This window comes from Clostridia bacterium, from assembly GCA_035561135.1.
Classification (GTDB): domain Bacteria; phylum Acidobacteriota; class Terriglobia; order Terriglobales; family Acidobacteriaceae; genus DATMYA01.
Genome location: DATMYA010000091.1, coordinates 63,004 through 85,003 on the forward strand (window position 1 = coordinate 63,004; position 22,000 = coordinate 85,003).

At 58.7% G+C, this 22,000-nt stretch carries 15 protein-coding genes; 9 read left to right on the forward strand and 6 right to left on the reverse strand.

Translation table 11 applies throughout. The features are described 5' to 3' along the window. Positions 1 to 39 precede the first annotated feature (39 nt). The 4 genes from VN622_18295 to VN622_18310 all read right to left on the reverse strand — a co-directional run bounded on the left by VN622_18295 (position 40) and on the right by VN622_18310 (position 6,675). Positions 40 to 1,665 (reverse strand): NAD(P)/FAD-dependent oxidoreductase, encoded by a 1,626-nt coding sequence (locus tag VN622_18295; protein ID HWR37817.1) that lies wholly within the window; start codon positions 1,663 to 1,665, stop codon positions 40 to 42. Continuing rightward, positions 1,662 to 3,344 (reverse strand): glycosyltransferase family 39 protein, encoded by a 1,683-nt coding sequence (locus tag VN622_18300; protein HWR37818.1) that lies wholly within the window; start codon positions 3,342 to 3,344, stop codon positions 1,662 to 1,664. Before VN622_18300 ends, VN622_18295 begins: the two co-directional genes overlap by 4 nt. Before the next feature lie 432 nt (positions 3,345 to 3,776). Beyond that, positions 3,777 to 5,204: a M48 family metallopeptidase gene (locus tag VN622_18305; protein ID HWR37819.1), complete on the reverse strand. Its 1,428-nt coding sequence runs from the start codon at positions 5,202 to 5,204 to the stop codon at positions 3,777 to 3,779. A 313-nt stretch (positions 5,205 to 5,517) separates the two neighbouring features. After that, complete coding sequence (locus VN622_18310; protein ID HWR37820.1) at positions 5,518 to 6,675, reverse strand: AAA family ATPase; 1,158 nt, start codon at positions 6,673 to 6,675, stop codon at positions 5,518 to 5,520. 516 nt (positions 6,676 to 7,191) lie between these two features. Between VN622_18310 and VN622_18315 the strand changes: the two genes are divergently transcribed. The 3 genes from VN622_18315 to VN622_18325 all read left to right on the forward strand — a co-directional run bounded on the left by VN622_18315 (position 7,192) and on the right by VN622_18325 (position 10,484). Then, the gene (locus tag VN622_18315; protein ID HWR37821.1) at positions 7,192 to 8,589 is read left to right on the forward strand and encodes a putative glycoside hydrolase; all 1,398 of its coding nucleotides are present in this window, start codon (positions 7,192 to 7,194) and stop codon (positions 8,587 to 8,589) included. Between the two features lie 219 nt (positions 8,590 to 8,808). Continuing rightward, positions 8,809 to 9,759 (forward strand): branched-chain amino acid transaminase, encoded by a 951-nt coding sequence (locus VN622_18320; protein ID HWR37822.1) that lies wholly within the window; start codon positions 8,809 to 8,811, stop codon positions 9,757 to 9,759. Positions 9,760 to 9,965: 206 nt separating this feature from the next. Then, a complete protein-coding gene (locus VN622_18325; GenBank protein HWR37823.1) occupies positions 9,966 to 10,484 on the forward strand; it encodes a DinB family protein in 519 nt (172 codons plus the stop codon). A 65-nt stretch (positions 10,485 to 10,549) separates the two neighbouring features. On the opposite strand, the gene VN622_18330 is transcribed toward VN622_18325, so the two are convergent. After that, on the reverse strand, positions 10,550 to 11,947 hold the full coding sequence (locus VN622_18330) for a cytochrome P450 (GenBank protein HWR37824.1): 1,398 nt from the start codon (positions 11,945 to 11,947) through the stop codon (positions 10,550 to 10,552). A 237-nt stretch (positions 11,948 to 12,184) separates the two neighbouring features. On the opposite strand from VN622_18330, the gene VN622_18335 reads away from it, so the two are divergent. The 3 genes from VN622_18335 (at position 12,185) to VN622_18345 (ending at position 14,598) form a co-directional block, all read left to right on the forward strand. Then, positions 12,185 to 13,309, forward strand: a complete 1,125-nt coding sequence (locus tag VN622_18335) for a type IV pilus twitching motility protein PilT (GenBank protein HWR37825.1) — start codon at positions 12,185 to 12,187, stop codon at positions 13,307 to 13,309. Between the two features lie 93 nt (positions 13,310 to 13,402). Further along, positions 13,403 to 13,966 carry a regulatory protein RecX gene (locus tag VN622_18340; GenBank protein ID HWR37826.1) on the forward strand — a complete coding sequence of 188 codons (564 nt, stop codon included), beginning with the start codon at positions 13,403 to 13,405 and terminating at the stop codon, positions 13,964 to 13,966. After that, on the forward strand, positions 13,963 to 14,598 hold the full coding sequence (locus tag VN622_18345) for a DNA-3-methyladenine glycosylase 2 family protein (protein ID HWR37827.1): 636 nt from the start codon (positions 13,963 to 13,965) through the stop codon (positions 14,596 to 14,598). The genes VN622_18340 and VN622_18345 overlap by 4 nt, the downstream gene beginning before the upstream one ends. 115 nt (positions 14,599 to 14,713) lie before the next feature. On the opposite strand, the gene VN622_18350 is transcribed toward VN622_18345, so the two are convergent. After that, positions 14,714 to 15,439, reverse strand: coding sequence for a DUF5715 family protein (locus VN622_18350; GenBank protein ID HWR37828.1), 726 nt, complete (start codon positions 15,437 to 15,439; stop codon positions 14,714 to 14,716). Positions 15,440 to 15,755: 316 nt separating this feature from the next. On the opposite strand from VN622_18350, the gene alaS reads away from it, so the two are divergent. The 3 genes from alaS (at position 15,756) to VN622_18365 (ending at position 21,881) form a co-directional block, all read left to right on the forward strand. Continuing rightward, entirely contained in the window at positions 15,756 to 18,479 is a 2,724-nt protein-coding gene (gene alaS, locus VN622_18355; protein ID HWR37829.1) for an alanine--tRNA ligase, read from the forward strand. Between the two features lie 306 nt (positions 18,480 to 18,785). Next, a complete protein-coding gene (locus tag VN622_18360) occupies positions 18,786 to 19,694 on the forward strand; it encodes a transglycosylase SLT domain-containing protein (GenBank protein ID HWR37830.1) in 909 nt (302 codons plus the stop codon). Between the two features lie 57 nt (positions 19,695 to 19,751). Next, complete coding sequence (locus tag VN622_18365) at positions 19,752 to 21,881, forward strand: N-acetylmuramoyl-L-alanine amidase (GenBank protein HWR37831.1); 2,130 nt, start codon at positions 19,752 to 19,754, stop codon at positions 21,879 to 21,881. The last annotated feature ends 119 nt before the right edge of the window (positions 21,882 to 22,000 follow it).

Genomic DNA, 22,000 nt, shown 5'->3' on the forward strand with positions numbered 1-22,000 from the left:
TCAACAGATTATCTGGACGGGCAGGAAATCAGGTGGGACCTAAGCCGCGCGAGGTTCCGCCGCGTCCTCCGCTTTCTCCTCGTGGTACTCCATCTCGGTATTGACGGCCCAGATATTTGATTTATCCGTGCGGCCTGTGCGGATGTTGTCCACGGCAGTCATCGCCGTCAGCATTGAGTGATCCTGATTGTTGTACTTGTGCATGCCGTTCCGTCCAACCAGGAACAGGTTCTCGAAGCTGTCGAGGTACGAACGCACTTCCTCGAATCGCTCATACGCTCCGAAGTACGCCGGGTACGTCTTGGGTACGCGAATGACGGTCGAGTCCAGCACATCACTCTGCTGGATGATGCCTATCTGTTCCAGTTCCCGCGCCGCCAGGCCGGCCGTCTCCGAGTCAGACTTGCTCCAGAGTCCGTCCGACTCGTAACAGAAATATTCCACGCCGATCCACACCGTATTTGGATCCCGCACCATGTACGGACTCCAGTTGTTGAAGATCTGCAGGCGTCCCGCCGCAACCTCCGGCTCCTGAATGTATATCCAGTTATCCTTGATCAGCCCTGCCGGGGCGTCCTTGTCCTTTACGACCAGCCTGTTCACCAACAGCCCAACGGTGATGAAATCGCGATATTGAAGGCCATTACTGATTTCGCGCACATTCTGCGGAACATCAGCCTCGAGCGCGTTGGTCAGCTCTTTTACGGGCATGGTTGAAAAGAAATACTCGCCCCGGAACTCCCACCGATCACCGTTGCCGTCGCGAGCGTCCACAGCCACCACGCGGTGACCGTCTGTCTTGATCGCTTCCACCGCGAAGTCGGTGTATATCTCGCCACCCATGGCCTTCACCTTCTCGGCGACGATCTCCCATAGCTGCCCGGGGCCAAATTTGGGATACATGAACTGCTCGATCAAAGAGGTTTCCGTATTCTTTTGGCGCACATCCTTCGCACGAGTGAGAGCTTTCTTTAGCACGTGCGCAATCGTCTTCGAAATCGAGAGGCCTTTCACGCGCTGCGCTCCCCATTCGGCGCTGATTTTTTCGCAGGGAACTCCCCAGACCTTCTCCGTGTAGGATTTGAAAAACGTCCGGTAGAGTTCGCGGCCAAAGCGGCTGATGTAAAACTGTTCAAGATTCTCGATGCGCTTCGGCGGGAACATCGCCGTCCACATGTAGCTGCAGCCGATCCTCACGACGCGAATGATCCCCAAGTTCCGTAGAAGATTCGCGCTGAGCTGAATGGGATAGTCGAAGAACTTCCGAAGAAAATAGATGCGCGACTTTCGCTCGCGCAGCAGCATGACCCGATGGCCATTCTTCTCTGCCTGTCCAATGGGCGCATTGATCGGGATCGGGCGCTTGTGGTTCTGATAGCCGATGGTCTGTCCCGCTGCATTCTCATTTTCCAGCGGCATGTGTTGCAGCCACCAGTCCATCACGCGATCGCTTTTGGAAAAGAAGCGGTGGCCGCCGATGTCTATGCGGTTTCCCTTGTATTCAACCGTGCGGGAGAGACCACCCATGTAGGTGCTCTTTTCGAGCACAACCGGCAAAATGTCCGTGCGGTTAAGCAGTTCGTACGCGGCGGTAAGACCCGCCGGACCCGCACCAATAATGATGGCAGTTTCCTTCCTGCCAGGATTCGCGCTTGTAGGGTTCACGGGGTCCGGTTACCGTTTCCATTTAGTCTCAACGCTCGGCTGTGCCCGGGCCGCGTTCGTATGTGCGGATGCCGTGAATCGGAGGTGAAAGCGGGGCCCTTTTCAAACAGGAAAGCCTCCCCGTGACAGAGCGGGGTGAAGCCTCCAATGTGACGGCTGCCTATATCGATCGGCAGTGGCTCGGCCGGAGTTCCCTCCGCTGACAGTTTTTGCAGCAGCCAATTGTCCCTCGTCGCGACGATGACGTACTTCGGCGTACTCCGCGCCAATCCCTTCAGCGACTGGATTCGGATGGGGAAGATATTTCGTCCGGCCCAAAGATTCTGCTCCGGAGAATCCTCCCGCTTGTAGCGGCGAATCGCGTCGAAATCAACTGGGAAAACGATGCGTGAGGAAAGCTGCGGCGGCGAATAGTAGTACAGCGGCAACGCCAGCAGAGAATCGGAAACGACAATCGTGCCTTCGGCCGGCAACGAGTTCTGCACGTTGTAAAAGGCCTCGCGCTGCTCCAACAGTTCGGAGGCACTCTGCGCATTGCGGGCGAGAGCCCAACTGAAGCAGACGAACAACAACGCCATCGCGCCCACGCTGGTCCTCGAGAACAGCCTGTACCCGGTTACAGCCACGGCAATCGCGAACCCGTAACACATAGGTAAGACGAACCGGGGACTGATCATGCCCGCGCGTGCAACCGCAATGGCGTAACCGATCAACGGGTATGCCATCTGCGTCATGACGGCCGCCAGCTCGTGGCGGGGCAGGACGGGCGGGGTAACCCGGCCTTCGCTGGTGCGTTGGTAGATATAGATCACCAGTCCGGCCTCAAACAGCGCCAATGCCGGATAGAAGACCAGGTCAATCATCGAGTCGTAGCTGTCGAACAGGAAGTCCGGATTCGGTTTATTCCAGGCGTAGGGGCCGAACTGCGCCACCGCGTGATTGATGAGCGGAATGTAGAACAGCATCGGCAAGCCGCCGGCTGCCAGCGCGAGCCAGACCCGCAACTCAATTTTTCGCGTTTCGAAATTCCGCACCAGTTCCCCGACTGCAATAGGGAAAAATGCGAGTACGGCAAAGTAGTTCGACGAGATGCCAGCAGCCAGCGTGATCGCCAGCCCGACTGAAGCAATGATCCGATGCCGTCCTTCGACCGCCGATCGCCATAGCACAAGGCTCAGCATCGCGAACCCAAGCGTCAGCGCATAGGAGCGGCTCTCGTATGCGTAGTCGAAAGCGCGCGTCGCGATAAAGAAAAACACTCCGGCCGCGGCATATACCACGGGCACCCGCTTACGCAGAAACAGGAAGAGGCAGATCACGCCCAACCATTCGGCCAGAATCGCGGGCAGCCGCGCGGCAATCTGGTTGTTGCCAAACAGGCGCATGGACCACATCACCAGGATGTGCATGAGAGGGGGATTCGGGTCGGCGCCGCGTGAGAGCGCGTCCCAGATGCCGCGCACATTGTTCACCTTCGCGATGTAGTAGGTGATCAGCTCATCGAACCAGAACAACCTGAACCCGGAGACGATGAAGGTTATTGCAAAATAAATGACCGAGATCGCAATGAGAGTGCGTACGGGATTGCGTTCGATCGCGTCCGCCACGCGAGCACAGGCGAAACTGAGCTGTTGTGCCCTGGAGACCTCAAGCCGGTTTGTACTTTCAACAGTGGCCATGCGATTCGGCAGATCCTTAGAGGCGACAGCAATCCGTCGGCACAGGGCAACTGCGCTGGGATGAGTTGATCACCAGACTCGACGCTCGTCTGCGCATCCTTGTAGGTATTACGATGTCTGAAAGCTTTTGTGGTTTTCCCGCCGGTCGCTGCTGGCATGAAATGGCACGGCTGTGTACCACACGACAAGAAAAAGCGAGAAGTCGCTGAGTTACGGCAAACCGTGTGTTCCTAACGACGGAAAACCTTGTCCTCCTGAGCGAGCGAGGGCGTAAGCCCGAGTCGAAGGATCCCTCTTGCCAGCTCCGTGCTTATCAAGGGCTCCTTCGACTCTGCGAGTTCGTCGCTCCATCGCTCAGCGACTCAGCGCGACCTCTCTAAAACAATAGAGCCCGGCGCGAAGCCGGGCTTTGACTGCAATTTCCATCGGTGCTTACTTGACACGAACCGTGCGCAGCATCTGTTCGTAAGTTGGACGAAGCTGATCGAACTGCGGCTCCGGCGCAACGAACACCATGAAGAGCACCGAACCATCAGAACGCGGCAGCGTGACCAACCAGTCGCGCTCACGCACGCTCGCCCCGTTTTGCGATTGCAGCGGCGAGGTGGACACCATGTCAACCGACCGCCCCTTCACGCCGTTTACGCGGATGCTTTGCGGATTGCCGGCAGCTTTCATGTCGGGGTTCTGCTGCTGCATGGTCTGGACGATTTGCTTTGTCGCATCGTCCAGCGAAGTGCGATCCTGCGGACGCGCACCACTGATCACCACACCGTACGCAATCGCATTCTCCGCCACACCCGCTCGCGGAGCGATCGTGACTCCCGATTGCTGGTCGCCAAAAACTTCCCAGTTCGATGGATAGCTGATGGTGAAGGTTCCCTGGTCAAAGTCTTTGAAGCCGCCGGCCGGCATGACCTGCGCTTCTCCGCCGCCAGGAATGCTGCCGCCACGCTGTTGCTTCTGCTGAGCGGCGATCTGCTGGCCGGTCATCGGCTTGAGCCCATCTGCGACCCGCTTCATCGACGCGAACTCTGCGCTGTCATTACGCGGGAAATCTTTTTTCGGAAACTTCTTGATGACGTTCGCCACCGTTTGCGCGCGATTGCCCGGATTGGGGTGGTCGGAGAGGAACTGCGGCCCGCCTCCGCCGCCCTGCTTAGCAAGAACCTGGAAGAACTCCACCATCGCGTATGGGTTAAAGCCCGCGTCGTACATGATTTGCGAACCAATCAGATCGGCTTCGGTCTCCGCCTCACGCGAGTACTTCATGATTACGCCGCCGGCTCCAAGCTGTATGCCGAGTTGCGCCAGTTGGCCGCCCATGCCGTTACCCAGCAGTCCGCCGAGAACCGCACTCCCAAGCGCACCTCCAATCTGTATCCACTGCGACTTCGAAGCCTGCCGCATGGAGTGGCGCATCACGACGTGGCTGATCTCGTGCGCCATCACGCCCGCCAACTCAGACTCGTCCGCAGCCTGAATCGTACCCACGTTCACATAGACTGGGCCTCCCGGCATGGCGAACGCATTGATGTCCTTCTGATTTACAACTTTGAAAACGTAAGGCCACTTGTATCCCGGAGCGTTTGCGGCAAGCCGTTGGCCGAGGCGCGACACATACTGCGATACAGGGCTCGAGTCCGGCAAGATCGGCAACTGCTTCTCGACCTCTGCCATCGCTTGCCGGCCGAGTTTGATCTCCTCCTCGGGAGATACCGAGATGTTGCTCGTGTCCGGTTGAAGCCGTCCCGAAGCATCTTGCCGCACATGCTGCGACGAAGCGCTGCATGACGGCGCGATACCCAAGGTCAGCACCAGTCCGAGCGCCACAGACCGCATGAATTTCAAATCCAACATTGATCTTGCCTCCAATCTGCAACGTCGCTCACCCGCAGCGCAGCATACGTCGACCGGCAGCCAGCGACAACTCTCTTTGCACATAAAATCTGTAAACATTAGATGCACGCCCATCCGTTACCGAGTTGGTGGATTAGCCGCCGGTCGTCACGAAGTATTCTTACCGAGAGGGCAACACAGCCGCCCAACCTGCGCACCGCAAACACAATGGCGCGAAACATGGCGCGAAACACAAAGAGCGCCGTTACCCCGGCGCTCTTCAGAAACCACCTTTATTCTACGCAGCCCTGTTGCAGTCCCGGTTCGCACCAGGTTACTTGTGGTCCAGCAGCGATGCAGCGCCAAGCTCCCGGCGTCCGGTGGCCTGCTTGCCCGCCTTAGCCGCCTGCGCGCCAAACTCCGGCCCGTATTTCTCCAGCAGTACCGGCACCAGCGCGCCCTCGGCTTCCTTCACGAACTGCATCTTGCTTTCATTATCCATGTCGATCCGAATGAAATCGCCCAGCTTAATCTGCCCGGTCGCTACCAGGTTTGCCAGTGGGAATACGATGCAGCGCTCGATTGCCCTTTTCAGGTGGCGCGCCCCGTACTTCGGGTCCGTGCCCTCTGCCAGCAAAAACTGCTTCACCTTCGGCGTGCAGCTGAATACAAACTGATTGTTCCCTGTCGCCTGCAGGATGCGCTGCTGAACCATCCCAAGTTCGATTTCCAGTATCTGCTCCAGATGTTCCGAGCGCAGCGTCCTGAATACCACGATCTTGTCGATGCGGTTCATGAACTCGGGAGAAAACTTGCGGCGCGCAGCTTCTACAGCCGTCCGGTTGATCTTGTCATCGAGTCTCGTGTCGAGGTGCGCCGGAGTCTGGGCGAAACCCAACGAGCCATTAAGCAGCTCGTTCATCTCGCCAGCACCCAGATTCGAGGTCATCACGATCAGGCACTGCGACAAGTCCACGCGGCGATTGTCGCCCAGCGTCAGCGTCGCCTTATCCAGGATGCCCAGTAGTAACTGCCAAAGCGCGTCGCTTGCCTTTTCGATCTCGTCGAAGAGCAGGATAGAGAGCTTCAGCTTTTCCGTGTGCCACTGGTTTAGCGCCTCCTGCGTGAGCAGGGGGTGGGTTTCGCGATGGCCGAGGTAGCCAGGAGGCGAACCGATCAATTTTGCAATTTCATGTGAGTGCTGAAATTCGGCACAGTCGATCTTGATCACCGCACGAGCATCGCCGAACAGGGACTCGGCCAATGCCTCAACCACTCGCGTCTTGCCCGAGCCGGTCGGCCCCAGAAACAACAAATTTCCAACCGGACGTCCCGGAGGATTCAGTCCGGCGAGGAACATCTGGTAAATTTCAGCAACTTTCTCGATCGCCGCATCCTGGCCAACGATCTTTCGGCGTATCGCAGTTTCAAAATCCTGCGCATCGTTGCTGCGGCGGGTGGGATCAAGCTTCGCGTTGAGTCCGGTCTTCATATTCGCTGGCCCTATGCTGTGCTTTTCTGGCCCCGTCGCTGATATCCAGAGACATCAATCAACGGTGTGAGATGGAGGCGTGGAGATTTAAGTTGTCAACGTTGCCTGTGCAAATCTTTCGCCAGTAAAAGCTCGTAGGACCTCGTCCTTGTGTTTTTTAGATGCGAATTCTCCAGCAGCGAATGTCAGCATTTCTGTCGCCTGCCGTCCGCTTTGGTCTTGTCGCCGGAATCGGCGACAGTCAACCATCTCCGCGTCCTCTTCATCGTCCGTTATCGTCCGTTGGTAACCAGAGTCGTTGAACCTCCGAAGCGTTGATGTGAGGTAAGTTCGTGCTACGATCCACCAGTCCCCAACTCTGGATCGTGAAACGAAATGTCACGCAGGCTCTTTCTTTGCGTCTTTGCGGCGCTGATTGCCGTGTTTGCTATCGCAGTTTCTGTCTATTTGCTGACACCAATTTTCCCCTTGAAATCTGCATCGCGGCTCGGATCGGCCATTTCGAGTTCTGCGCCTATGGCTTCGCCATCCGCACCGGCAATCGCCCCTTCCGCACTAGCTGCTGTTGGCGGCCCCGGGTCCGCGACTGTGGCGGATCTCAACATCGCGCCGGGAACTGCGCTGCATGAGGTAAAGAAGGGTGATAGCGTTCCCGGGATCGTCCGACAATATCTGCCGCAGACGAAGTTCATGACCGGCTCGGAGCTGGAAGCCGGCTTGCGCAAGACCAATCTCGATTTGAAGGGCATCTGGCCTAAGCCGGGCACCACCCTTATCGTCCCTGAATTCATCGCCGGACCTTGGATCGAGAAGCCAGTAGCGAAGGCGAAGGATTACGAGGTCCGCGCTATTTATCTGACGGGCACGATGGCTGGCAGCGCACGCGGGTTGGAGATCATCCACAAGTGGCGGAATGCTGGCGGCAACGCCGTCGTCTTCGACGTCAAGGACAGTGACGGGCTGGTCAATGTTCCGTTCCAGCATCCGCTGGCGCCGCCAACCCAGCGTGTCGCGATACGCAACCTCCCCAAGTTCACCCGCTATCTCCACGGGCTCGGCCTTCACGCGATTGCTCGCATTGCAGTCTTTCGCGACGAGCACATAGCCGTGCATCATCCTGAGATGACCATTCGCTCGCGTCGCTCTGGCGAGCCATGGAAAGAGAACGGCAAACTTGTCTGGGCGGATCCTTCGCGCAGCGAGATTTGGGATTACAACATCGCCCTCGCCCGCTTTGCGGCGGAGAGTGGGGCCGATGAAGTGCAGTTCGACTACGTTCGCTTCCCTGCCGAAGGCGATCAGAAGGACGCCAAATTCGCTTATGAAACCGAGCATCCCCAGTGGAAGCGCTCGGATGCCGTTACGCACTTCCTGGAAAAAGCGCACTCACAGTTGTGGCCCATGGGCGTCTTGCTCTCGCTCGACGTGTTCGGGATTATGGCCTGGCAGCGTCCCGTCGATCTCTCCCACACGGGCCAGAACATCCCCGAAATGGCCCGGCATTGCGACATACTTTCGCCAATGATCTATCCATCACACTTCTTCGGCATGGACGGATACGCCCTGCCCGGCGATGCGGCGGAGCACTTCATCTCCGAATCTATGGAGAGGTTCCAGAAAATCACCGCAGGCAGCGGCGTCGTGCTTCGCCCGTGGCTACAGGCGTTTGGATGGAAGACAAAAACTTATTCACCTGAATACATCATTACCCAGGTTCGCGTTGCACATGAGAAGGGCGGCATAGGCTTCCTTTTCTGGAATGCAAGCAATGACTACGGCAAGCCGTTCGCCGCCATGCCGGTCATGCGCGCCACTCCGGGCAAATTCTTTCGGGGCGACGAGATTGGCAGCACGGCACTCCCGGCGGTTGACAAAACCTTGTCGCAGCCCGATGCGTCCAGTAAGGGGCAATGATCATCGTATAAGTGTGCCGTCGTAGCGAAAGTGCCCGCACCCGCATGGAACGGTACTCGCGAGAGCTTAGGATATAATTATTAGTCCAGCCGAGTACCTTCCGCAGAGCGGTGAATCGAATTGCGCGACGACTCCGGTCCCGATGCGCCCGCCCGGTTGGAGGAAGACGGCCGGAACGCGAGTAGGTAATTCCCGCAACAGACCTCGAAGGAGCGCCGCATGGCCATCAAGAAGTCCGACAAAATTTGGCATAACGGAAAGATGATCGCCTGGGACGACGCCACTGTCCATGTGATGTCGCACGTCGTCAACTACGGGTCATCGGTCTTCGAAGGCATCCGTTGCTATAACCTGCCCAGCGGCCCCGCAGTTTTTCGCGCGCATGAACACATGCAGCGCCTGCTGGATTCAGCAAAGATTTACCGCATTGACACCAAGTTCACCCGCGAACAGCTGGTCGAAGCCATGCTCGATCTCGTCGCCGTGAACGGCATTTGGCCCTGCTACATCCGCCCCATTATCCTGCGCGGATACGGCGAGATCGGCGTTAACCCGTTCAACTCTCCGACCGAGGTGTACATGGCGAACTACGCCTGGGGCAAGTATCTTGGCGGCGGATCTCCGGATGATGGTGTCGATGTCTGCGTCTCCAGTTGGACGCGCATGGCCCCGAACACCTTGCCGGCGATGGCAAAGGCCGGCGCGAACTACATGAACTCGCAGCTCATCAAGATGGAAGCCATTCTGAACGGCTACGTTGAAGGGATCGCGCTCGACGCAAACGGCTACGTCAGCGAAGGCTCGGGCGAGAACCTGTTCGTGGTGCGTGGCGAGAAATTGCTTACGGCGCCGCTCGGCAACTCCGTGCTGCCCGGCATTACTCGCGACTCCGTCCTGCGCATCGCGAAGGAACTCGGCATCGAAGTCGTCGAGCAGGTTATACCGCGCGAGATGCTTTACGTCGCCGACGAAGTCTTTTTCACCGGGACCGCGGCCGAAATTACTGCGATTCGCTCGGTCGATAAGATCGTGGTTGCCAACGGCAAGATGGGCCCGATCACCAAGACAATCCACTCCGAGCTTTTCGGAATCCTGCAAGGCGCCAAGCCAGATCGCTACAACTGGCTTACGCCCGTGCCTGTGACAGCCAAACAACCCGTCGGCGCGTAGTTCCAGCGCGGCGTTTCCAATAAAGCAGGATCAGTTAGAGTGTCCAGACAAGGGGCGCCCACAGGGCGCTCCTTCTTTTTGTTCTATCAACTTAGCTCTGCCAGCGGCAACCGGCGCCTGGCGACTGGCGACTGGCAACTGCCGTCTCGCGTCCGCGCTCCGACATCTGGGGTAGAATCCTTGAACACTTCTGTGGAGGAATTGCAATGACCACTGCCAGCACTGCCGCTATGACACCTGAGTTCGCTGTCGCCTTGCGCGACTTCCTGCTTGAATCCGTGACAGGAGAGTTCGAAGCGACAAAGAAAGTTGTCGGCGCTGTTCTCCCCGGCGACTACCGTCCTGACCCGAAGTCGAAGACTGCCCCAGAACTTGCGAAGCACATTGTCGAGGTCGAAGTGCAATTCCTGCACGAGATCGCCAATGGCGAATTCAAGATGGAGCCCATGTTCCCAGACATCCCTGCCGAACCTAAAGCTCTTGCGCAATGGTACGAACAGGAGTTCCCGAAGGCCGTTCAGCGAGTGCGCGACATGACAGCCGAACAACTCGTTAAGCCTGTGGATTTCTACGGCGTAATGACCATGCCGGTCGTAAAGTATCTCGGCTTTGTTGACAAGCACAGCGTCCACCACCGAGGACAGCTATCGACGTATCTGCGCCCGCTTGGCGGCAAGGTGCCCGGCATCTATGGCGGCAGTGCCGACGAACCCTGGCAGGGATAGCCCCCTAGTAGAGTAGGTGAATCGGGTGGCACAGCCTGAAGGTCTGCGCCACCCATAACCAGCACTCATCGGCAAGCGGCTACTCGCATAGGCATCCCGTTCTTCGGTCTCAGCGTGAACAGCGGTTGCGGCTCAACCTTGTGTCCCTCGACGTGCTCCAAGCGCCAACGTTGCGCGAACGTAGCCAGCACCAGCACTCCCTCCATCCACGCGAACGCCTCGCCGATACACTGCCGTGGGCCCATGCCAAACGGGAAATACGAAAACCGCGGCCGCGCGGCTTTTGCCTCCGGGGTAAACCGCTCAGGATCAAATCGCAGCGGCTTGGGGTAATACCGCGGATCGCGATGCGTGACGAACTGGCTCATCAGGACGGTCGTGCCGGCCGGCAGTCGATACGGCCCGAGCTCAAAGTCAGCTAGCGCCTGTCTCCCCATCGCCCACGCCGGCGGATACAAGCGCATCGACTCGGCCAGCACCATCTCGGTGTAACGCAGTTTTGGCAGATCGTCGCAGGTTGCCGCGCGCGACCCGAGCACCGCATCGACCTCGGCGTACATGCGTTCGCGGGCGTCAGGATTCTGTGATAGCACATACCACGTCCACGTCAGTGCGATGGCCATGGTTTCGTAACCGGCGAGGAAAATCGTTATCACCTGATCGCGCAGGTCGCGGTCTGTCCAGCCCATCTCCGCCTGTGACGCGAGCATGAAGGGCAGCAGGTCGCGCCCTTCTGCCGCCCCGCGCGCAGTCGCCTTGCGACGCTCGGCAATCATTCGCGAAATCGTTGCGTCCAGCCGAGCGCGGGCATGAACGAATTTCCGCAGCGGCGTGAAAGGCACGCCAAGCAGCAGGTTAATCCCCGGCAGCAACACCAGCGCGTTATAAACCTGCATGATGTCGCCGACTCCGGCGTTCAGCGGCACAACTTCTTCGCCCAGTTCGAAGTTGAACAGCGTCGCCGAAACCGTGCCTAGGGTAAGGTGCATCATCTCGCGATAGACGTCGAGCGTTTCGTCCTCCCGCCAACGATCGCGCAGCGCCGCCGCGCGCCGCACGATTTCATCCACATATGCAGGCACCTGCTGGCGATGGAATGCAGGCTGCGCTACCTGGCGTTGCTTTCTGTGCACCGCGCCATCGGCGGTGATCATGCCTTCGCCCAACAGGATTCTCGCCCGCTGCTGCGTACGCTCCTTGATGAAGTTGGAGTGCTGCACGATCAGCACTTCGCGAATGTACTCTGGATTGCTCAGAAACACGATGTGCTTCGCGCCAAGCTGGTAGTGCGCGATGTCGCCGAACTCGCGAGCGAGTTGCGAGAAAAACTTAAGCGGATCGAGTGGACGCAACCGCCGCGCACCGTACCAAAGCAGGTTGTGCTTCAGCCCGTGCGGAAAATGATACGACCCGCGCCGAAACGCTTCGGCGGGACGATAAGCAGACGTCATCTCGGAGGACATAGGTAACGCGATATAGATGCCCTTGGCAGCCCCACGGTTCTATGGCTGCGCAATTTGGCGGCTTCCGGAATGCAGGGCGAAGCTGGCAAACGGCAAGTGAACACATATGCTGAACACATGAGCAAAGCCTGACTCCCTTTCGTACCTATCTGTCGTGAGTTGCCGTATTGCGTTGCTTCGTCGAAAAGTGGTACTTTCCAGCCACTCGCAACAGTTGGCAGGATTCGGACAGGACTCATGCACATTGACGATTTGTTACGCACCGCGATGGAGCGCAAAGCTTCGGATTTGCACCTCAAGGTCGGCAACTACCCGCACATAAGGGTTGACGGCGATCTTGTGGCGCTGAGCGACCAGCCTCGCGTTAGCGCCGAAGACATGCTGAACATGGCGTTCAGCATGATGTCGAACCGGCAGAAGCAGAAGTTCAAGGAATCCGCCGAACTCGATATGGCTTATGGCGTCGCCGGCCTGGGCCGTTTCCGCGTCAACGTCTTCCAGCAGCGCGGCAACGTGGGCCTCGTGCTTCGCGTCATTCCGACCAAGATTCGCGCGCTCGATGAGCTCTACATGCCGCAGATCATCGAAAAGATATGCGAAGAAGCCCGCGGACTAGTGCTCGTCACCGGTGTCACCGGTTCAGGTAAGTCCACGACGCTGGCGGCCATGATCGACCGCATCAACTCCACGCGTCCGGAGCACATCATCACCATTGAAGATCCGATCGAGTTCCTGCATCGTGACAAGAAAGGCTTCGTCAACCAGCGCGAGGTGGAAGTGGATACGCCTTCGTTCGGTTCGGCGCTGCGCGCCAGTCTGCGCCAGGACCCCGACGTCATCCTCGTCGGCGAAATGCGCGATCTGGAGACGATCTCGACCGCGCTGCACGCCGCTGAAACCGGTCACATGGTCTTCTCGACTTTGCACACGCTGGATGCCGTGGAAACGATCAACCGCATCATCTCGGTCTTCCCACCGCCTGAGCAGAAGCAGATTCGCCTGCAACTGGCCGCTACTCTGAAGGCGGTGGTCAGCCAGCGATTGGTTCGCCGCGCAGATGGTGCCGGCCGCGTCCCTGCCGTCGAGGTGCTCGTCAGCACCGCGTACATCCGTGAGTGCATCATGACTCCGGAGAAGACGCGCAACATCAAGGAAGCGCTGTCGCAAGGTGTGTCGCAATACGGCATGCAGACCTTCGACCAGTCGCTCTACGATCTCTATACGCAAGGGCTCATCGCGTACGATACCGCGCTGGACAATGCCTCCAACCCGGACGACTTCAAGCTGCGTGTCCAGGGAATCTCTGGAACGGCGGAATCAACCAGGGACGAGATGCAGTCCTCGGGGTTCGGCGGACGTTGAGCTTCTCTGCGCCGGATATAACGGACGCGCTGCGGCGCGTCCCTTCTGTTGGGCGATTGCCATCTTCCCTGGAAGCGGCTACCTTAACTCACTGTGACCTTCAAGCGGAGCAACAGGACCTACGACGAAGCCTCTCTTTACGAGTACGCGGTTGGCGCGCTGGGACGGCGCATGCGTACCGTCGTGGAACTGAAGCGCCTGATGCGCACCAGGGTCGGCAAGCAGGCAGATGGCGATACGCTCGTCGGCGCCGTCATTACGCGTCTGAAAGATCATCACTATCTGGATGATTCGCACTTCGCTGCCGTCTATTCGAGCTTCCGTAAGGACAACGAAAAATTCGGAAGAATGCGCGTTAAGCAGGACCTGAAGCTCAAGGGCGTCCAGGAAGAGGTTATCGAGCAGGCTGTGACCGCCGTGTATGACGGCATTAGCGACGAGCAGCAGGCGCGCAGGTTCCTGAGCCGCAAGCGCCTGAAGAAACCAACCGACCAGAAAGAAACTGCACGCATCTTCCGCACGATGGTGAGAGCTGGCTTCGGCACGCGCACGATTGTTGGTATCCTGAAAAACTGGGACGTTGAAGACGAGACGCTGATGCTGCTGGAACAGGAGCAGGCAGAAGCCGAAACCAGAATCGAGGACGAGGAAGCTTGAAAGTATACGATTGGGACGAAGCGGTCGAGCACCTGAAGAGCAACGATGCGCGAATGGCCGCGATCATCGAGCGCATCGGTCCTTCCAGGATGGAAATTCGTCATACGCACTCGATTTTTTATTCCCTGCTGCGATCCATCGTTTATCAGCAGCTTGCAGGCAAAGCGGCGGCGGCGATCTTCAACCGTTTGAATGTCGCGATGACAAGCAGCGAGTCGGCCGACACGCACGCAACGCCGGAACAGATTCTGGCCGCATCGGAAGAAACGCTGCGTGCGGCGGGACTCTCGCGCAACAAGATGCTAGCCGTAAAGGATCTAGCGGCGAAGACGATCGACGGAACCGTTCCCACGCTCCGGATGATTCACGGCATGAGCGACGATGAGATTATCGACCGCATCGTGCAGGTGCGCGGCATTGGCCGATGGACGGTCGAGATGCTGCTGATTTTCCGGCTCGCACGTCCGGACGTTCTGCCGCTCGATGACCTCGGGGTGCGCAAGGGTATCAAGGTGACGTATCGCATGCGCGCACTTCCGACCAAGGAACAGATGGTGAAGAAGTCTGCGAAGTGGCGTCCGTGGCGCTCGGTCGGCAGCTGGTACATGTGGCGCGCCTCGGAGCTGAAGTAGGCAAAAGGTTGGTGTCGAGAGTCGTCAGTCGCGGGTGCCCCGTCCTAGCTCCGCTAGGGCGGGGTTTTGGCTCAGAGTAATCACAGGGTATCGTGCGCCGGAAACTCCGCTTTAACTATTCGCTGCTACCCTGCCGGGTTTCGGGAGATCGCTCTTCCGGTTCGCGTTCGGCTTCGCGATAATCGGCGTAGCGCCCGAATACGGTGACGTGGAAGACGGGTTGACGGCGCTCCTCGATAGGATCAATCAAGCCGATCTCTTTGAGCGGCAGAAAATACTGCTCGATCCACTTGTGCTGCTTCCTGGTCAAGCCGCGCTTAGAGATGTCCACGGTCATGCCGGTCATGTGCGTAGAAGCGGTCTCCCCTTCCTGGGGTGCGGCATTGCGGTTATGGCGGCGAAGCTTCTTCTGCTGCTCGGCCGTGCGCACGAGCGAGTTGACCTGGATGGGACGCTTAAACTCCTCGTAATACGCTTCGCTGAAATCCTGTAAAAAGTCGCGCAGCCAGGAACGGCAGTAGCGGCGCGTCTCCGTCAGATTGCTGGCGATAATCAACGCCTGGCTCTCGCTCAACGGCACAAGCTGTTCGCTGCCAATAAGTCCGAGGAGTTCGTCGTCGTCGGCGATGCGGGGCAGTTCAAGGCGGTCTATCTCTTCATTCTGGCGCACAAGCAGTTCGTGCGATCCGCGGAACATGGGGTTCCAGACGACGCGGCGCACGTGCCGCCCGCGATGCACGCGGCGCGTACGCGTTCGACGCGTTGCAGCAGACACCGTCGTCGCTGCAGATAGCATTAGCATGACGACGATCAGGAAGTAAGCTATGCGCCTGGACAGCATCTGTACCTCAACTCCAGAATTTTCGATGCAATGAGTCCGTGGATTGTAACCCAGAGTAGAAGAATTTCATCTTGGTAAATGACCTGAGACTTTACGGAAGGACAGTGGCCGCTTGCCAGTTGCCGGTGGCCACTTGCCAGCGAGTTGCTTCAGCGGGTCTACGAACTAATGAAATCGAAGCCACGCACCCCAGCCCGTACCGGCGAAGGTTCTCCGCTTAACTTGTTACAATTGGAGGTTCAACTTCCCCGGTTAACACGTCCGACCATGGTTGTCGCAGTCGACGGTTGACGTCTGGAAGTTCCCGATCTTACTTATGCTTACCGGCAATCAGATTCGTCGCATGTTCCTGGACTATTTTGTCCAGCGTGGCCATAAAGAAGTTCACTCGTCTTCGCTCGTTCCGGCGAATGACCCGACGCTGCTGTTTACGAACGCCGGCATGAACCAGTTCAAGGACGTCTTCCTTGGGCTGGAGAAGCGCGATTACTCGCGGGCGACGACCTCGCAGAAGTGCGTGCGGGCGGGCGGAAAACATAATGACCTTGAAAACGTAGGATTTACCAATCGCCACCACACGTTTTTCGAGATGCTCGGAAACTTCTCGTTCGGCGACTACTTCAAAAAAGACGCTATCGCCTACGCCTGGGAACTGGTCACGTCGCAGGAGTGGTTCAACATTCCCAAGAACCGGCTCTACGTCACGATCTTCAAGGGCGAGAACGGTATCGCGCGCGACGATGAAGCGTACGGCTACTGGGTGGAGCAGGGGGTCGCGCAGAATCGCATCTACGAAATGGGGATGAAGGACAACTTCTGGTCCATGGGCGACACGGGGCCGTGCGGGCCGTGCTCGGAGATCCACTACGACATGGGCGTGGCGGCGAGCGACGCCGGGCACACGGACTGCGAGTTCGGCTGCGAGTGCGGGCGCTACGTGGAGATATGGAACCTTGTCTTCATGCAGTTCGACCGCGACGCGAGCGGCACGCTGAATCCGCTGCCCAAGCCCTCGATCGATACCGGGGCGGGGTTGGAGCGCGTCACCTCCGTGCTGCAGGGCGTTATCTCCAACTACGACACCGACCTCTTCGTTCCGCTTATCAAGAGTGCGGCGAAGTTGACAGGCGTTGCGGTCGAGAAGGAAGTAGCGAAAGAGTCGCGCCACAAGAGTGCGGCGTCGCTGAGAGTGATCGCCGATCACGCGAGGGCTTCAACGTTCCTGATCGCCGATGGTGTGCTGCCCATGAACGAAGGGCGCGGCTACGTTTTGCGGAAGATCATTCGGCGTGCGATCCGGCACGGACGCCTGCTGGGACAGAACAAGCCTTTCCTCTCTGAGATGGTGGACGCCGTTTGCAACGAGATGCAGGAAGCGTATCCGGAGCTGAAGGATTCGGCCGAGCGAGTGAAGAAAGTCATCCTGACGGAAGAGACGCGCTTCGCCCACACTCTGGATATTGGGCTGAAGCGGTTGGAAGACGATTTGGCTCCGCTAGTTGAAGCGAAGTCGGAGAATCCGCAAGCCCGCGCCATGTACTCGGGCGAGAAGGCGTTCAAGTTATATGACACCTTCGGATTGCCGCTGGACTTCATGGTGGATTCGGCGCGAGACCAGGGAATCCTATTCGATCAGGCAGGCTTCGACCGCGCCATGGAAGAGCAGCGCACACGCGCGCAGGCGAGCTGGAAGGGCGGCGCGGGCAAGGCAGTGGCGAGTCCTGTGTTTGGTGCGTTGCCTGCTACAGTTTTCGAAGGTTACAAGCAGACCGAGACGCAGGATTGCGAAGTGCTGGCCATCATCAAGGGTGGCCAGGGCGTACAGGAGTTGAAGGCGGGCGAAGCGGGCGAGATCGTTCTGGACCACACGACTTTCTACGCTGACAGCGGCGGCCAGGTCGGCGACAAGGGCTGGCTCTACGCGAGTGACCACAACACGGTTGTTGCCGAAGTGAAGGGCGTACACGCTCCGGTGCAAGGAGTACGCGCGCACCAGGTTGTCGCGCGGACTCGGATCGTGGTGGGTGACAAGGTAGATGCCGTGGTCGATCGCGAACTGCGCGAGGCGACGATGCGTCACCATACAGGCACTCACCTGCTCCACGCGGCGCTCCGCCAAGTGCTGGGCACGCATGTAAAGCAGGCAGGCTCGCTGGTGGATGCCGGACATTTGCGCTTCGACTTCTCGCATTTTGCGGGAGTCGAAGATGAGGAGTTGCAGGACATCGAGGATTTGGCGAATCGCGAAGTGCTGCGCAACGATCGCGTCGAGGTAGTCGAGGATGTGCCGATCGACGTGGCGGTGAACGAGTACAAGGCGATGGCGCTCTTCGGCGAGAAGTATGGCGACAAGGTCAGGGTCATCAAAATTGGCGACTTCTCGACGGAACTGTGCGGCGGTACGCACACGAATGCGACAGGCGAGATCGGCCTGATCAAGGTGCTGAACGAAGGCAGCGTTTCGAGCGGCGTTCGAAGGCTGGAGGCCGTCACGGGCGAGGCTTCGCTGCGGCACTTCCGCAAGGACCATCAACTGGAGCACGTTGTCTCCGGCCTGGTGGGACGCAAATCGGAAGTTTCCCCGGCTGACGCGCTGCGGTCGGAGATCGAGCGTCGCGACGAAGAACTGAAGCGGCTCCGCAAGGAGTTGGAGCAGGTTCGCATGAAGTCGGCGGGCGCGGCGGTTTCTTCAGCAGACCAGAACGTGAAGGTCGTCAAGGGCGTGAAGGTACTGGCGCACCGGGCGGATAATCTCGAGCGTCCGCAGTTGAGGACGCTGATGGATAACCTGCGCACGAAGCTGGGATCCGGCGTAGTGGTGCTTGGCTCGGCGGCAGACGGCAAGGTGGCGATCATTGTTGGCGTGACGAAGGATCTGACGGATCGCGTGCAAGCCGGCAAGGTCATCGGGCAGGTAGCGAAGCTGGTTGGCGGCTCCGGCGGTGGGCGTCCTGATATGGCCGAGGCCGGCGGCAAGGACCCCGAGGCACTGGATAAGGCGCTGAGCGAAAGCTACGGCGTGGTGGACAGCCTTCTATAGTCTCAACTAGATGGGACACAGGCCGAGTGCGAGCGCTCGGCCTTTTTTATCAAGCTGAATGCGCGGAGGTACAGGGCCGTTCGTGTTCTATCAGGCTGTGGATGGGTCCATGTAACGGTTTCCTACTGCTTTCTTGCGGTTATTCTCCCCTTCACTTATGTGATTCCCCGTGTCCTACTGATTGCCCCGCGTGGGCGCGCACCTTATAATCCAGCGAAACAGGAGTCTCTGGTTGCAATGCGGTTGTGAGCCGGACGAGTGCGTCCCCGGTTCGCCCATGACTCACGCCAGGATAAGGGAATCTTCATGTCTTCAGTCCGCGACTACGCCCGCAGCTTCGAATTCGTTGTGGGAGTGCGTCTGACGTTCGCGGTCGCGGCGACGTTTGCCTTTGTGGTTTTCTTTTTGACTCCGAAAATCGCAACCGCGCAGGGCATTACGGCCGTACGCGAAGGTGGGCGTGTTGTGTTCGTGAATGACGACACTCCGGCAGAGAAAGCGGCGGCGAAGGCAGCGCGCACGGCGCGGGTGACGCGGTACCTGTACTGGAGCAACACGGAGCATCGCTGGAAGCCGGTACCGGCTTCGCCGAATGCGCTGAAGCAGGCGCGGTTCGCGGCGGCTGAGGTGACCGAGTACATTGCGGCTCAGCCGAAGGCGGGGAGCGCATCGGCGGCTCTGGAGCTGAAGTCTGCGACGGTGAATCCGAATTACAAGCAGGTTGCGCTAGGACGCGCGGTAACGACGGAAGCGGTCGATCAGGCGATCGAAGAATCTGCTGCCCGCCATAACGTCGATCCGAATCTGGTCCGGGCGCTCATCAAGGTGGAATCGAATTTCAACCCGAGGGCTGTTTCGCGCAAGGGCGCGATGGGGTTGATGCAGTTAATGCCGGGCACGGCGCGCGACCTGAACGTGAGCAATCCGTTCGATCCGCAGCAGAACGTGGATGCTGGAGTGCGGCACCTGAAAGGGCTGCTGCAGAATTTCAATGGCGACGTGCAGCTTTCCCTTGCGGCGTACAACGCGGGCGCCGGTGCAGTGACGCGCAACAATGGCATTCCTCCGTACAGCGAGACGCGGAATTACGTAAGGAAGATCACAGATTTGTACGGGCCAGGCGGCAACAAGCTGCTGATAAACGCTCCGGCAAAGGCTCCGGTCCACATGTTCCGCGACAGTCGCGGGGTGTTGACCATCAGCAACTTGGATTAGGTTCGTGGGTTCAAGGGACAAGACGCACAAGCGATGAAGTTGAGCTTCGATAGCCGAATGGCACGACGGTTGGCGACGATATTGGCGTTGCTGGCGCTGGTCTCAATTCCGGCGTTCGGAAAAAGCATGAAGCGCAGCAAGCAGTTGGCGCGCACGGCTTTCCAGAACGCGGAACGCGTGCGCGAAGCGCTCAACGGTCAACCGGCGAACGAACGGAGCAAGCGGGAATACCAGCGGGCGATGGATGCATATCGGCGCGTTTACTACACGGCGCCGACGAGCAGCAAGGCCGATAGCAGCGTAGTGGCCGTCGCCGAGTTGCTGGCCGAGATGGGACGCGGATTGAACGATGAAAGTGCGTTGCGCGCCGCCATCGGACAATACGAGTTTCTGCGCCGGGAGTATCCCGGCAGCAAGTATCGCTTCGACGCGCTGTTCACGATTGGGCAAATCTACAAAGAGGATCTAGAGGAAAACCAGAAAGCGAAAGAAGCCTTTCAGGAATTCCTGCGGCGGTATCCAAGGCATCGCCTTGCGGCAGACGCGCGCGACGCGATGGCCGAAATGGATGCGCCGAAGGCGAAGAAGGAAGTCAAAGAAAAGCAGGTGGCATCCGAGAAGAAGTCCGCGTTGCCGCTGGTAACGGGCATTCGGCACTGGTCCACGCCAGATTACACGCGCGTGGCAATCGACCTGGAAGCCGAGGTGAAGTACGAGGCCGGACGAGTGGCCAACCCCGACCGCATCTTCTTCGATCTGCATGACACGAAATTGGCCTCCGTGCTGATCGGCAAGACCTTCGATGTTTCGGACGGCTTCTTGCGCAAGATACGGGTTGCGCAGTTCCAGAAGGGCTTGACGCGCATCGTCCTGGAAGTAGATGACGTGAGCGATTATGCCGTCTTCATGCTCCCGAATCCGTATCGCCTGATCATCGACATACATGGCCGCCGGCCGCAAAAGGTCATGGCGAAGACCGTCGGCCCGAAGCAAAGCGCCTCGGGCGACAACACGACCGAACCAGCAGCCGACAAGCAACCGCAGACAAGAACCGAAGCAAAATCAGAACCGGCTAAGGGATCTCCTACGGTCGGAGCAAGCGGCACTCCCAGGCCCAACGCACCCGCAGAGACGGCTCGGAAGTCCGATACAGTCGTTCCACAACCGGGCGATAGGCAGGCATCCGGGACAGAGAAGCAGAACGCGAAGGCCGAAGCTCAGGTACGAGAGGGCGCGCTGGACGAAAATCCGGAGACTTCGACCAAGACGGAAGTGGCGAAGCTGAGCGTGCCGGGGACAAAGGACACGAAGAAGCCGACGACGGAGCCTACGTTTGAGGCCGTAGCGCCTCGCGTTGCGGAGAAGTCGCCGCGTATCGCCAGCAAAAAGGGCAAGAAGCAAACGGCGGCGCAGATTCACCAAGCGCGTCCGACTGCTAACGGAGAGCGTTCGTTGATCCGCGCGCTGGGGCTGAAGATTGGAAGGATCGTTGTGGACGCCGGACACGGCGGACACGACACGGGCACCATCGGGCCATCCGGCCTGCTCGAAAAGGATCTGGTGCTGGATGTGGCACTGAGGCTCGGACGCCTGCTGCAAGGCAGGATGGGTGCCGAGATCATCTTCACGCGCGACGACGATACGTTCATCCCGCTGGAGACACGTACGGCGGTTGCCAACCAGCAGCAGGCAGACCTGTTCATCTCGATCCATGCGAACTCAAGTTCGGACGCCACGGCGCGAGGCATCGAGACCTATTACCTGAACTTCACGTCGTCTACCGATGCGCTTGAAGTGGCAGCACGCGAGAACGCAGTATCGGAGAAGTCGATTCACGAGTTGCAGGACTTGGTGAAGAAGATCGCGCTGAAGGAGAAAATTGAGGAGTCACGCGAGTTCGCTGCCGACGTGCAGAAGTCTTTGCACGCGGGGCTCTCGGCTAAGACTCCAGCCATGCGCGATCGCGGCGTGAAGAAGGCTCCGTTTATCGTTCTGATTGGCGCGAATATGCCCAGCATCCTGGCGGAAATCTCCTTCCTGAGCAATCCGCTGGATGAGCGCAAGTTGCAAACGCCCGAGTATCGCCAGAAGATCGCGGACTCACTGTATAAGGGCGTGGCCAGATACGTCAGCGGCCTGAGCGGGGTAAAGCTTGCCTCCAAGGCCAAGGAAGACTTCGGGCAATAGCCGACATCAACAACCACCAAGCGGCGTCCACGCTTTTCCAGCAGGCCAGCCTCGAAACTTTCCCGGTGAAGAAGTAGTCTAATGGAGAGTGGGCAGGGTGCTTCTTGTCCTCACTCACC